At 71.6% G+C, this 13,758-nt stretch carries 9 protein-coding genes and 1 pseudogene; 5 read left to right on the forward strand and 5 right to left on the reverse strand.

The features are described from left to right. Positions 1-4 precede the first annotated feature (4 nt). Positions 5-1,513 (forward strand): cytochrome P450, encoded by a 1,509-nt coding sequence (locus ACWCQK_RS19525; protein ID WP_451156422.1) that lies wholly within the window; start codon positions 5-7, stop codon positions 1,511-1,513. Here the strand turns inward: ACWCQK_RS19525 and ACWCQK_RS19530 are convergent. From ACWCQK_RS19530 to ACWCQK_RS19545, 4 genes and pseudogenes are all read right to left on the reverse strand, one after another. Then, the gene (locus ACWCQK_RS19530; RefSeq protein WP_451156424.1) at positions 1,507-2,502 is read right to left on the reverse strand and encodes an RluA family pseudouridine synthase; all 996 of its coding nucleotides are present in this window, start codon (positions 2,500-2,502) and stop codon (positions 1,507-1,509) included. The genes ACWCQK_RS19525 and ACWCQK_RS19530 overlap by 7 nt on opposite strands. Positions 2,503-2,665: 163 nt before the next feature. Then, the gene (locus ACWCQK_RS19535) at positions 2,666-4,228 is read right to left on the reverse strand and encodes an amino acid permease (protein WP_451156426.1); all 1,563 of its coding nucleotides are present in this window, start codon (positions 4,226-4,228) and stop codon (positions 2,666-2,668) included. A 507-nt stretch (positions 4,229-4,735) separates the two neighbouring features. After that, positions 4,736-5,581, reverse strand: coding sequence for a siderophore-interacting protein (locus ACWCQK_RS19540; protein WP_451156428.1), 846 nt, complete (start codon positions 5,579-5,581; stop codon positions 4,736-4,738). A gap of 152 nt (positions 5,582-5,733) precedes the next feature. Beyond that, positions 5,734-6,674, reverse strand: a pseudogene (locus ACWCQK_RS19545) (5'-3' exonuclease). Between the two features lie 344 nt (positions 6,675-7,018). Between ACWCQK_RS19545 and ACWCQK_RS19550 the strand changes: the two are divergent. From ACWCQK_RS19550 to ACWCQK_RS19565, 4 genes are all read left to right on the forward strand, one after another. Further along, on the forward strand, positions 7,019-8,110 hold the full coding sequence (locus ACWCQK_RS19550) for a quaternary amine ABC transporter ATP-binding protein (RefSeq protein WP_451156430.1): 1,092 nt from the start codon (positions 7,019-7,021) through the stop codon (positions 8,108-8,110). Next, positions 8,103-10,724: an ABC transporter permease/substrate binding protein gene (locus ACWCQK_RS19555; protein ID WP_451156432.1), complete on the forward strand. Its 2,622-nt coding sequence runs from the start codon at positions 8,103-8,105 to the stop codon at positions 10,722-10,724. Before ACWCQK_RS19550 ends, ACWCQK_RS19555 begins: the two co-directional genes overlap by 8 nt. Before the next feature lie 645 nt (positions 10,725-11,369). Continuing rightward, on the forward strand, positions 11,370-11,936 hold the full coding sequence (locus ACWCQK_RS19560; RefSeq protein WP_451156434.1) for a helix-turn-helix domain-containing protein: 567 nt from the start codon (positions 11,370-11,372) through the stop codon (positions 11,934-11,936). A gap of 2 nt (positions 11,937-11,938) precedes the next feature. Next, complete coding sequence (locus ACWCQK_RS19565; protein ID WP_451156436.1) at positions 11,939-12,658, forward strand: helical backbone metal receptor; 720 nt, start codon at positions 11,939-11,941, stop codon at positions 12,656-12,658. Here ACWCQK_RS19565 and ACWCQK_RS19570 read toward each other — a convergent pair. Beyond that, the gene (locus tag ACWCQK_RS19570) at positions 12,570-13,715 is read right to left on the reverse strand and encodes a TDT family transporter (protein WP_451156438.1); all 1,146 of its coding nucleotides are present in this window, start codon (positions 13,713-13,715) and stop codon (positions 12,570-12,572) included. The genes ACWCQK_RS19565 and ACWCQK_RS19570 overlap by 89 nt on opposite strands. Between the last annotated feature and the right edge of the window lie 43 nt (positions 13,716-13,758).

Genomic DNA, 13,758 nt, shown 5'->3' on the forward strand with positions numbered 1-13,758 from the left:
CACCGTGACGTCTGAACAGCACTCCACGACCGGTACGGACGACCTCGTGACCGGCCCGCCCCCCGGCTGTCCCGCGCACGGCCGCGGCCCCGGCGGACTGCACCGGATCTACGGCCCCGAAGCGGCGGACCTGGACGACCTGTACGAGCGACTACGCGACGAGTACGGCCCCGTGGCACCTGTTCTGCTCCATGAGGACGTACCGATGTGGGTGGTCCTCGGCCACACGGAGAACATGCACATGGTGCGTACGCCCTCGCAGTTCACCCGGGACAGCCGCATCTGGACCCCGCTGCTGGAGGGCACGGTCAAGCCCGACCATCCGCTGATGCCGCACATCGCCTGGCAGCCCATCTGCTCCCACGCCGAGGGCGACGAGCATCTGCGGCTGCGCGGAGCGGTGCTCGGTGCCGTCTCCACGATCGACCCCCGTGGCGTGCGCCGGCACATCTACCGCTACACCCAGCGCCTGGTCAACGAGTTCAGCCGGAAGGGACACGCGGAGCTGATCAGCCAGTTCGCCGAGCACCTTCCGATGGCCGTGCTGTGCGAGATCCTCGGCATGCCCGACGAGTACAACGACCGTATGGTGCAGGCCGCCCGCGACGCCCTCAAGGGCACCGAGACGGCGATCGCCAGCCACGGCTACGTCATGGACGCGCTGAGCCGGCTCACCATCCGCCGCCGCGCCCGCCCCGAGGAGGACCTCACCAGTCACCTCGTCAACCACCCGGCGAAGCTCAGCGACGACGAGGTCAGGGAGCACCTACGGCTGGTGCTCTTCGCCGCCTACGAGGCCACCACCAACCTGCTCGGCAACGTCCTGCGCCGGGTGCTGACCGATCCGGGCTTCGTGGCCCGGCTCAACGGCGGACAGATGACCGTGCCCGAGGCGGTGGAACAGTCCCTGTGGGACGAGCCGCCGTTCAGCACCGTCCTGGGCTACTTCGCCAAGCACGACACGGAGTTGGGTGGCCAGCGCATCCGCAGGGGCGACGGACTGCTCTTCGCTCCCGCCCCGGGCAACGTCGACCCGCGCGTACGCCCCGACCTGACCGCCGGCATGCAGGGCAACCGCTCGCACCTCTCCTTCGGCGGCGGCCCGCACGAGTGCCCCGGGCAGGACATCGGCCGGGCCATCGCGGACGTCGGTGTCGACGCGCTGCTCAGGCGGCTCCCGGACGTCCAACTCGACTGCGACGAGGACGAGCTGAGGTGGACGGCGTCCATCGCCTCACGGCATCTGGTCGAGCTGCCGGTGGTGTTCGAGCCGAAGCCGGAGCAGGACGTGATGGTCAAACCGACCCACGGCAACCCGATCCCGCCGCAGCGCTCCACCTGGCAGGTCGACCTCACCGAGGCGCAGTCCGCGCCGGTCGTCGTCCCGCCCGCCCCGACGGTCGCGCCGATCGTGCCCGAACGGCCCGCCCCCGCCCAGCCCGCTCCGACGCCGGAGCCGTCACACCGGCTGGGTGCCTGGCAGCGCTTCCTGCGCTGGTGGCGCGGCTACTGACCGGCCCACTCGTCGTACCCGGACCACGCGGCGAGGGCGCGTCCGCTGCGCAGCCGGTGCGTGGTCCCCGTGACCGGGTCGGTGAACTCCAGCTCCCGCGCCAGCAGTTGCAGCGGGCGCCGGAAGTCGCCGTCCGGCACGGGGCCGGTCACGACGGGATACAGGGGGTCGCCCAGGATCGGCAGGCCCAGCGCGCTCAGGTGCACCCGTAGCTGATGGGTCTGTCCGGTCGTGGGCAGCAGCCGGTAGCGGGCCAGAGCGGCCGCCGGGCCGGTGGCCAGCGTGGGGGAGGGTGCGGCGTCCGGCCCGGCGCGGTGTTCGATCAGTTCCACGCGGGTGACCGCGTTGGGCTCGCCCTCGACCTCCCGCGCGGCCTGCACCCCGCGCTCCTTCACGATCCGGCTGCGCACGGTCCTGGGCAGCGCGAGCGCCGGATCGTACGGGGCGACGGCCTCGTACACCTTGCGCACCCGCCGCTCGGCGAACAGCGTCTGGTACGCGCCGCGCTCCTCGGGCCGTACCGTGAACAGCACCAGCCCGGCCGTGAGCCGGTCCAGCCGGTGCGCGGCGCCGAGGGCGGGAATGCCCAGCTCCCGCCGCAGCCGGGCCAGCGCGGACTGGGTGACATGGCTGCCCCGGGGGGTGGTGGCCAGGAAGTGCGGCTTGTCGGCGACCACGATGTGATCGTCGCGGTAGACGACCTCCAGCGGGAAGGGCACCGGCACTTCGACGGGCAGGTCCCGGTGGAACCACACGTATGTCCCCGGCACGTACGCCGCCGCCGACGCCACGGACCGTCCGTCCGCCCCGACCACCAGCCCCGCGTCGAACATTCCGGCGACCGCGCCAGGTTCCGCCCCCGAGAGCCGCTCCACCAGGTAGGCCCGCACGGTGGGCCAGGGCCCCTCGGCGGGCAGCCGTACCCGCACCGCGTCCACGCCGTCGCGTTGCGGCAGCGGGGAGGGCGGTGGCGGGGTGCGACGTCTCATCACGACCCAGCCTACGAGGCGGCAGGTGACCCCGGAGACCATCCGGGTCCCACGCGAGCCGCCGGGCGGCAGGTGCGTCGCCCGCGGAGCGTTCCGCCGCGACCGGGTGAGGAGTCGACGCCTCGCCCGGACCGAAGCTCCTCGCTTCCGCCCCGCCGGCGCGTCAAGCCGCCGACGCGGACGCCGCCTCCGCCTCCGCCACGACCGTCCCGGTCGTCGCCCGTTTGCGGTACGTCCGGTAGGCCACGCCCGCCGCGACCGTCACGGTCAGGAACAGCACCGTGAACCACTGGAAGTACCAGTGGCCGCCCGCCGGGTCGTACACCTCGGCGCGGGGCCAGGCGAGGTTGACCGTCATGAACAGGCCGTAGACCAGGGCGAGCGCGTTGACGGGGACGCCCCAGCGGCCCAGGGAGAACAGCGGGGCGCCCGTCTCGTCGGTGCCACCGGCCGGGAACTCGCCGCGCAGTCGGCGCACCAGGAGCGGGCCGGTGACCATCGCGTAGGCCAGGTAGAGCATCACGATGCAGGTGGTGCCGATGGCCAGGAACGCCTCCGGCGAGGCGAAGTCGAGCAGCAGCAGCGCCGCCGCGAGGGAGCCGACGACCAGGGCGGGGGCGCTGGGCATCCCGGTGCGCGGGTCGACCTTCGCCAGGCGGTGGGCGAAGGGCAGCCGGCCGTCGCGGGCCATCGAGAACAGCATCCGGCAGGCGGCGGTCTGGATCGCCAGGGTCGCCACCGCGATCGCCACCACCACGTCGGCGAGCAGGAGTTTGCCGACCCCGTCGCCCAGGCTGCTGGTCAGGACATAGCTCAGGCCGTCCACCGCCAGCCGGCCGTCGGTGAGGCTGGGCGCGGCGAGCAGGCCGCCCAGCACGATCAGACCGCCGAGCAGGCCGGCCGCGCCGAGCGCGGTGAGGATCGTCCGGGGCGCGGTGCGCCGGGGGTGGTGCGTCTCCTCGCTCATCTCGCCCGCGCTGTCGAAGCCGATCATCACGTACGCCGCTGTGAACGAGCCGACGAGCAGCGCGCCGAACAAGCCGTCCTGAGCGGCGCCCCCGGTGTGGAAGGTGATGCCGGGGGAGCGGTCGGAGTGCGTGAGCAGGAGGACGACGATCAGTACCGCGCCGATGATCTCGGCGGTCACCCCGATCCGGTTGACCACGGACAGCACACGGTTGTCCAGGACGTTCACCAGGGTCGTCAGGGCCAGCAGGAGCACGCCGAGCAGCGCCGCGTTGGCCGCGCCGTCGGGGGACGTCGGCGCCGGGTCGTCGCCGACCAGCTGGAAGCCGGACCAGATCGCCGGCAGCACCATCTGCAGGGCCAGCGCCGCCGCCGCGACCACCACGATCTGTCCGATCACCATGATCCAGCCGGCGAACCAGCCGAAAGAGGCGTTCGACAGACGGGACGACCACTGGTAGATCGCGCCCGAGATCGGGTAGCGGGCGGCCAGTTCGGCGAAGCAGGCGGCCACCAGCAGTTGCCCGACCAGCACCGCTGGCCAGGCCCAGAAGAAGACGGGACCGCCGAACGCGTACCCGAAGGCGAAGAACTGGAAGACGGTGGTCAGGACGGAGATGAAGGAGAACCCGGCCGCGAAGGACGCGTAGCGGCCGAGGCTGCGGTGCAGCTCCTGGCGGTAGCCGAACTCCGCGAGGGAGCGGTCGGCGGTGGGCTCCGGGGGGTCGGGACGTACGTCGGAGGGGGCTGTGGTCGTCACGGCGGCACCTGCCTCGGTCGCGTAATTCCTGTCGGGCGACAGAAATTAGGGACGGGCTGTTTCACCCGCGTCACGCCGTCGTGTCCGCGGCGGGCCCAAGTCCTCACGCCCGTGCGGTCCGGCACCGGTCGCGATATGTCGCGCGCGTTGGAGGGGCCCGGCGCATGACGTGGGGTGCGGCGGCACCGGTCGTGACGTGGGGTCGAAGGGCGGTGGAAATGACGCGAGTTGGGCGAGCGTCGGCCGTGACGTGGGGTCGAAGGGCGGTGGAAATGGCGCGAGTTGGGCGAGCGCCGGTCGTGACGTGGGTTCGAAGGGCACTGGAAATGGCGTGTGTTGGGCGAGCGTCGGCCGTGACGTGGGTCCGAAGAGCGCCGGTCGTGACGTGGGTTCGGCGAGCGTCGGGCATGGCGTGGCCGTGGTGCCGGAGCGCGTGATGCGACCGTGGCAGGGCACGACGAAGCGGCGGCACCCATGTGGGGTGCCGCCGCTTCGTCACGTCCTCGTTCAGGCGGCGGGTGCGGAGCCCTCCTGCTCGGCTTCCACGCGCGCGTTCCACTCGCGCTTGGAGGCCTGCCAGCCGTCCTCGTTGTGGCCCAGCCGCCAGTAGCCGGAGATCGACAGGTCCTCGCGCGGGATCTGCCGCTCCACCCGCAGCAGTTGGCGCAGTTCCTTCACGAGACCGGCCTCGCCGTGCACGAACGCGTGCACCCGGCCCTCGGGCCAATCCAGGCCCCGGACCGTCTCGACCAGCAGCTCGCCGACGGGCCGCTCACCGCGGTGCAGCCAGACGACCTCCACGTCGGAGTCGACCTTCTGCTCCTCCTCCGGCCCGGCGATCTCCACGAAGGCGTGGGCCACGGCGCCGTCGGGCAGGCCCTCCAGCGCGGCCGCGATCGCCGGCAGCGCGCTCTCGTCGCCGGCCAGCAGGTGCCAGTCCGCGTCGCCGTCGGGAGCGTAGGCGCCGCCGGGGCCCATGAAACGGACGGTCTCGCCCGGCTGGACCCGGGTCGCCCACGGGCCGGCGAGGCCCTCGTCGCCGTGGATCACGAAGTCGAGGGTCAGTTCGCGGTGCTCGGGGTCCCAGGCGCGCACGGTGTAGGTCCGGGTCACCGGCCACTGCTCGCGCGGGAACTCGGCGCGGATCCGCTCCATGTCGAAGGGGTCCGGGTAGGTCGCGCCCCCGGCCGGGAACAGCAGCTTCACGTAATGGTCGGTGCAGGATCCCGCCGAGAAGTCGGCCAGGCCCTCGCCGCCGAGCACCACGCGTTGCATGTGCGGGGTGAGCCGTTCGGTGCGGACGACCTGCGCGGAATGGGGCTTCCGCGGCTTCCGTGCCGGACGTTCTGCCATGACGGCCTCCCAGTCGTTCCTAGCTTAGGCTTACCTAAGTTAGCATTTCTTCCCCCAGTTAACTCCCCCCTGATGAGAGGTTCGTGAACCCCGTCGTACAGAGCGTGACGTCCTGTCCACGGGACGGCTGTTCCCCCGGGCGGGAACAGTGGTCACGCGCCGGGTGCGCCCAGGGTGGTGAGCAGTCGCTGGAGTGACCCGCCGAGTCCCCAGCGCGTCGCCAGCCCCTCCAGTGTCACCCCGTCGCGCGGGTGACGCGGCAGCGTGGTGTCGACGTCCGGCAGGGGGACGTCGTCGGCGACCCGGACGACCTTCGGCGCGACCGCGAGGTACGGGCGTGACTCGTCGAGCCGCTTGCGCTGCGACGGCGTCAGCTTCGCCTTCGGGTCGTCCACCGCCGCCATGATCCCGGCCAGGTCGCCGAACTCGGCCAGCAGTTTGGCCGCCGTCTTCTCACCGATGCCGGGCACCCCCGGCAGGCCGTCGCTCGGGTCGCCGCGCAGCAGCGCCAGATCCGCGTACCCGCGCCCGTCGACGCCGTACTTCTCGCGCAGCACCGCCTCGTCGGTCAACTGGAGCGTGCCGACGCCCTTGAGCGGGTACAGCACGCGCACCCCGCGGGCGTCGTCGACGAGCTGGTACAGGTCGCGGTCGCCGGTGACGATGTCGACCGGGCCCTTCGCCCGCGCGGTGAACGTGCCGATCACGTCGTCCGCCTCGTACCCCTCGACGCCCACGCGCGCGATGCCCAGCGCGTCCAGGACCTGCTCGATGACCGGCACCTGCGGCGACAGCGTGTCCGGCACCTCCTCCTCGTCCGGACCGGCCTCGCGCTCCTGTGCCACGCGGTGCGCCTTGTACGACGGGATCAGGTCGACCCGCCACTGCGGCCGCCAGTCCGCGTCCATGCAGGCCACCAGGTGATCCGGGTGATGGTCCTTGACCAGCCGGTCGATGAACTCCAGCAGCCCGCGCACCGCGTTCACCGGTGTGCCGTCCGGCGCCTTCACGGAGTCCGGCACGCCGAAGTAGGCGCGGAAGTACAGGGAGGCGGTGTCGAGCAGCATCAGTCGTCCGGTCACGCTCGCATCATGCCGTACGGCACCGACAACCACCTGACAGGGCGACAACGCGTCGGGCCGCGTGCCGGACGACATGGGGTGCGTGGGCGGTGACCTTGTGCACCACCGCGCGCGGTGCCCGACTTCCCGCGCGTATGGCGGATGCGTGCGCAGGACGGAAGTGCGCGCATGGCGGATGCGTGTGCATGGCAGAAGTGCGCGCATGGCGGATGTGAATGTGCTGTGAACTGGGCCACTGAGGCGTTTGGTCAGGAAGCGCAGGGGCAGGCGCGGTTTCTGAGCGATGCCGATTGCAGATTCAACGTTTGCGGTCGGTGCTCGTTCCGTCCCTTGTCCCCGAGAGCAAGAGGTCTGCGTGTCAGCCAGGCTTGAGGCCGAGCACCTGTACAAGGTGTTCGGCAGACGACCCGACCAGGCGGTCGAACGACTGCGCCAGGGAGCCGACCGGGAGGAGCTGCGCGCCGACGGCACCACGGCCGCCGTGATCGACGCCTCCTTCACCGTGGAACCGGGCGAGATCTTCGTCGTGATGGGCCTGTCCGGGTCCGGCAAGTCCACGCTGCTGCGCATGCTCAACGGCCTGCTGGAGCCCACGGCCGGGCAGGTCAGCTTCGGCGGCCAGGACCTGACCGAACTCGGCGCCCGCGGAATGCGCGAGGTCCGCTCGAAGAAGATCAGCATGGTCTTCCAGCACTTCGCGCTCTTCCCGCACCGCAGCGTCCGCGACAACGCCGCCTACGGTCTGGAAGTGCAGGGCGTGCCCCGCGCCGAGCGCGCTCGCCGCGCCGACGAGGCGCTCGCCCTGTGTGGCCTGGCCGGCTGGGAGAAGTCCTGGCCCGACGAACTGTCCGGCGGCATGCAGCAGCGCGTCGGCCTCGCCCGCGCGCTCGCCACGGACGCCGAACTGCTGCTGATGGACGAGTCCTTCAGCGCCCTCGACCCGCTGATCCGCCGTGACATGCAGGACCAGCTGCTGGAACTCCAGAAGACCCTGAAGAAGACGATCGTCTTCATCACCCACGACCTCAACGAGGCCATGCGCCTAGGCGACCGCATCGCGGTGATGCGCGACGGCCGGATCGTGCAGCTCGGCACCGCGCAGGACATCCTCGTGCGCCCCGCGAACGACTACGTCGCCTCCTTCACCCAGGACGTCGACCGCTCCAGGGTGCTGACCGCCGACGCCGTCATGGACCGCGCCGTGCACGGCGACGAGGCCGACTGCGACTGCGAGACCGCCACGCCCGCCACGCCGTTCACCGACCTGTGCGCGATCAGCGCGCGCGTGCCGCACCCGGTGGCGGTGCTCGACGCGGACCGCGCCCTCGTCGGGGTCGTCCCGCGGCAGCGCCTCGTCGGTTTCCTCGGCGACGAGCCGGCCGCCGCCCCCGGCCCCTGTGCCGCTCCGCGCGACAAGGACGGCGAGAAGGTGGTGGCCCGTGCCTAGGATCCCGCTCGGCGACTGGGTCAACGACGTGGTCGACTGGCTGCTCGGCCATGTGTCGTGGCTCTTCGACTTCCTCAAGGCCGTCTTCACCGGTGCCTACGACGGCATCGCCGCCGTCCTCCAGGCCCCGCAGCCGCTGCTGCTCGCCGGCATCTTCGCCGTGCTGGCCTTCTGGCTGCGCGGCACCCTCGCCGGCGTCCTCACCTTCGTGGGCTTCGCGTTCATCGACTCCCTCGAACTGTGGGACGACGCGATGGTCACCCTGTCGCTGGTCCTCGTCGCCACGATCATCGCGCTGGTGATCTCGGTGCCGGTGGGGGTCTGGGCGGCCCGCTCCGACCGGGTCAGCGGAGTCGTCCGGCCGGTGCTGGACTTCATGCAGACGCTGCCCGCGATGATCTACCTCATCCCGGCGATCCTGTTCTTCGGCACCGGCGCCTCCGCCGGCATCGTGGCCACCCTGATCTTCGCGCTCGCCCCGGGCGTGAGGATGACCGAGCTGGGCATCCGGCAGGTCGACAAGGAACTGGTCGAGGCCGCCGACGCGTTCGGCACCACCCCCCGCGACACCCTGCTGAGGGTCCAGCTGCCGCTGGCGCTGCCCACGGTGATGGCGGGCGTCAACCAGGTCATCATGCTCGGCCTGTCCATGGCCGCGATCGCCGGCATGGTCGGCACCGGCGGCCTCGGCGGCGACGTCAACGAGTCCATCGGCCAGCTCGACGTCGGCCTGGGCTCCGAAGCCGGCGTCGCCATCGTGATCCTCGCGATCTACCTCGACCGTATGACCAGTGCCCTCGGTACCCAGGTCTCCCCGCTCGGCCGCCGTGCCGCCGCCAAGGCGCGCGCCGCCCAGGGCCTGAACATCCGGTCCTACCGGCCCCGCCCGCAGGTCGCCGTGATCGGTGTCGTGGTCCTCGCCCTCGTGGCCGGCGGCATGGGGATCTTCGGCGGCGGCGACGGCGGTTCCGCGCCCGTCGCCGACGGCAAGGACGTCGGCCAGGGCAAGGAGGTCAGCATCGGCTACATCCCCTGGGACGAGGGCGTCGCCTCCACCTTCCTGTGGAAGGAGATCCTCGAACAGCGCGGCTTCCAGGTGGACGCCAAGCAGTACGAGGCCGGGCCGCTGTACACCTCCCTCGCCCAGGGCAGTGTCGACTTCGAGACGGACTCCTGGCTGCCGACCACCCACGCGCAGTACTGGAAGAAGTACGGGGACCGGCTCGACGACCTCGGCGCCTGGTACGGCAAGACGTCTCTGGAGCTGAGCGTGCCCTCGTACATGAAGGGCGTCGACTCCCTGGACGACCTCAAGGGCAAGGCGTCGGAGTTCGGCGGGAAGATCACCGGCATCGAGTCCGGCGCCGGCGAGATGGCCCTGCTCAAGAGCAAGGTCCTCAAGGAGTACGGCCTGGACAAGGAGTACGAGGTCGTCGACAGCTCCACGCCCGCGATGCTCGCCGAACTCAAGCGCGCCTACAGCAAGAAGGAACCGATCGTCGTCACGCTCTGGTCGCCGCACTGGGCGTACAACGACTACGGCCTGAAGAAGCTGAAGGATCCCCGGGGCGCCTGGGGTTCGGGCGACGGCGTGCACACGCTGGCCCGCAAGGGCTTCGCGGACGACAACCCGGTCGTCGCCAAGTGGCTGAAGGACTTCGAGCTGACGGAGAAGCAGCTCACCAGCCTCGAAGCCGAGATCAACAAGGCGGGCAAGGGCAGGCAGCAGGAGGCCGTGCGCGCCTGGCTGAAGGACAACCCCGGGGTCGTCGACAAGCTGGCGCCCGTGCCGAGCGGCTCCGGCGCCACCCCGGCGGAGGCCCGACGCGCCCTGGACGTCGCCTGGTTCCCGTGGGACGAGGACGTCGCCGTCACCTATCTCTGGAAGAACGTCCTGGAGCGGCGCGGCTACCGGCTCGACCTCAAGCAGATGGACGTCGGCCCGGTCTACACCGGCCTCGCCTCCGGCGACCTCGACCTCAACTTCGACGCCTGGCTGCCCTACGCCCAGAAGAACTACTGGGACCGGAACAAGGACAGACTCCGGGATCTGGGCACGTGGTACCGGCCGACCTCGCTGGAGATCGCCGTGCCGTCCTACGTCAAGGACGTCAAGTCGCTGGAGGACCTCAAGGGCAAGGCCGGCACCTTCGACGGGAAGATCATCGGCATCGAGCCGGGCACCGGCGAGATGGACCTGCTCAAGACGAAGGTGCTGCCCGGCTACGGCCTGGACAAGGAGTACAAGGTCGTCGACGGCTCCACGCCGGCGATGCTCGCCGAGCTCAAGCGCGCCTACGCCAAGAAGGAGCCCGTCGCGGTCGTCCTGTGGTCGCCGCACTGGGCGTACAGCGAGTACGGCCTCACCAAGCTGACCGACGACAAGAAGCTCTTCGGCGAGGGCAACACCATCCGCACCATCTCCAGCGACACGTTCCCGGAGCAGTACCCGCAGCTCACGAAGTGGATCAAGAACTTCACGATGAGCGAGGACGAACTCGGCACCCTGGAGGGCGAGATCAAGGACCGTGGCCAGGGCCATGAGGAGGACGCGGTCGAGGCCTGGCTGAAAGAGCATCCGGACGTCGTCGACCGCATGACACCGCAGCGGTAGCCGCTGCGCCCACCGCCACCCGAGGGGTGGGCTTCCCCGCGCGTCCTGACAGCGCCCGGGGAAGCCCGCCCCTCGGGTCGTGTCCGAGGGGCCGCCGAAGCGTGCGCCCCACCGGCGCGCCGGGTGCGCCCCACCCGCACCCACGTCCGCCCCTACGATAAAGATCCGGACAACCACACAGCGCTACGCCGGTGCCCGGGCCCGGGCGTCCTCCCACCGTCTCCGTCCCCGTCCTGACCAGGCGGTTCGGGCCTCGAGAGCGGCCGGGAACATCGCACGCGGCTCACGCGTTCAAGTGAACGGTGCCGTGCTCGTGCTGATCGGTGGTCAGTCCTGGCGGGAGGCCTTCGACCGTCGCCGGATGTACACTCACGGGCCCGTGTCCACACGTGCCGACCTGCGGACCGTCCGTACCCCCGGTCGCAGCCGGGCCTCTGTCAACCCCACGACCGCGCCCATCACCGATCCGGCTGATCCACTGGCGAGATCTGTGAGGTCCGACCCGACGCAGTGTGTCGTCGATGTGACGGCCGCCTGAAACGGTTTGCCGAACATGCGTAGGGTGCAGAGAACTCATCAGGAGGAGTGCGTGCCGATCCGGACGCACCAGCGGCCGAGCGACGAGCGAAGGAGGGAGCGGGAGCGATGGGCGACCACAAAGAGCAGCACCTGCGAGTGGGCGCGGCCGTGCGGCGGCGCCGCCGCTCGCTGGAGCTCACCCTTGCCGTCGTGGCCGAGCGCAGCGGCCTGTCGGTCCCCTTCCTGAGCCAGGTGGAGAACGACAGGGCGCGCCCCAGCAGGAGCTCCCTGGAGAAGGTCGCCGACGCGCTGCGCACCACCGCCGTCGAACTCCTCGCCGCCGCCGACCCGGCGTGCAGCGTCGACGTCGTGCGCGCCGAGGACACCGAGCCGGACGCCGCGCCACGGTCCCGTTCCCTGGTGCGCGGTCACCATCAGATGCACGCCTCGGAGTTCACCGGCGGCCACGAGGCCGGCCGCGAGTTCCAGTACCGCAACGACCAGTTGATGTACGTCGCCGACGGCGCCGTGGAGATCGAGGCGGAGGGCCGCGCCTACCGCCTAGGCCGTGGCGACACGCTGTACCTGACCGGCGGGGTGCGGCACCGGTGGCGGGCGACCGTCCCGGACACCCGGGTGGTCGTGGTCGCGGTGGCGGAGCACATCGAGGCGGTCCGGGACCGGCAGAGGTAGCGGTGCGGGTCGTCTCCCTGGTGCCGTCGCTGACGGAGGCGGTGGCCGTGTCCGTCCCCGGCGTCCTGGTGGGTGCCACGGACTGGTGCTCCCACCCGGCGGGCCTGGACGTCGCCCGCGTCGGCGGCACGAAGAACCCGAAGGTCGAGCAGATCCTCGCGCTCGCCCCCGATCTGGTGGTCGCCAACGAGGAGGAGAACCGTGCCCCGGACCTGGCGGCGCTGCGCGCGGCCGGCGTCCAGGTCCTGGTGACCGAGGTACGGGACGTGCCGCAGGCCTTCCGCGAACTGGACCGCGTCCTGCGGGCCTGCGGGGCGCGCGAGCGGCCGCGATGGCTCGACGAGGCGCGGGAGGCGTGGGCGGCGCCCCCCGGTCCCGGCCCCCGCCGGACCGCCGTCGTACCGATCTGGCGGCGCCCCTGGATGGTCCTGGGCCGCGACACCTTCGCCGGTGACGTACTGGCCCGCCTGGGCGTCGACCACGAGTACGCGACGCACGCGGAGCGCTACCCGCGCATCCCCCTGGCCGAGCTGCGCGCGGCGGGACCGGACGTCGTCGTGCTCCCGGACGAGCCGTACCGCTTCACCCCCGACGACGGCCCCGAAGCCTTCTCCGGCCTGCCCTGCGCGCTGGTCAGCGGACGGCACCTGACGTGGTACGGACCGTCGCTGGCCGAGGCGCCACGGGTACTGGGCGCGGCGCTGCGAGCAGCTCACCGCTGACCAGACCGCGCACGGTGTGCGCGGCGGCGGTGCCCCAGGCGCCCAGGAGCACGGCGAACAACCCGGCCGCGAGCCCGTCGAAGGCGGCCAGCCCGGTGTGCCGGGCGAGCGCCTCGGCACCGGTGACACAGGTCCCGACCGGGAAGGTGAACGCCCACCAGGTCATGGTGAAGCCCATCCCGTGCCGCCTGGCCCGTACGACGTGGGCGGTGGCCAGCGCGAACCAGAGCAGCGCGAAGCCGATGACGGGGACGCCGTAGAGCACGGCGAAGGTGGTGAAGCCCTGCTCGTACGGGGCCGGCACCACGCCCGCCGCGGCGTCCGCGATGTTTCCGACGGCGGTCGTGGACTGGCCGAGCGGGCCCAGCACCAGGAACAGGGTCGGGGTGAGGGCGAGGGGCAGCGGCCCGGCGAGCAGCCGGCCGAAGATCAGCGGCAGCATGAGCAGGGTCGCCGACAGACTGAGCCCGAACAGCGCGAAGCACGTCAGGAGCAGGGTCTCCCGGGGCTGCCCGGCCGGCAGATGCGGCACGAGGAGCGGGCCGAGAGCCGCGGACACCATGGGCGCGACGACCGGCAGCAGCCAGACGGGCGTCGCCTGCGCCGGATCGACGCGGTGGTGTACGGCCATGAGGTAAGGGATGGCGACGGCGGCCCCCAGCCCGATCACCGTACCGGCGGTGAAGAGGACGGCGTCGAGCGCGACCGCGGGGCCGCTCCCGATCCAGTCCCGGCCGACGGTGACGGCACCGCCTCCGACGGCCAGCAGCGCCATGGCGAGACAGCCGTAGAACGGGGCCGTCGCCGGGTCGAGGAGGTGCGCTCGGGCCTGGTCGCGGTGGTGGGTCCAGTGCAGGGCGCGCGCGATCAGCAAGGTCACCAGCAGGACGAGGGAGAGCGCCCAGACGGCGGCGCACGCGGTGCGCAGACCGGGAACGCGCAGGGGCAGCCCCGCTCCCGCCGTGGCGACGATGGCGGTGCCCATGACGGAGGCGTACCAGTTCGGGCCGAGATGGCGGACTGCCGGGTGGGGGCGGGGATGGGCTGCGATGACCATGACTCCACGGTCGCGTGTGCGGGCGCCCGCGACCAGGGACGAT

It is taken from the genome of Streptomyces sp. NPDC002306 (assembly GCF_053593435.1).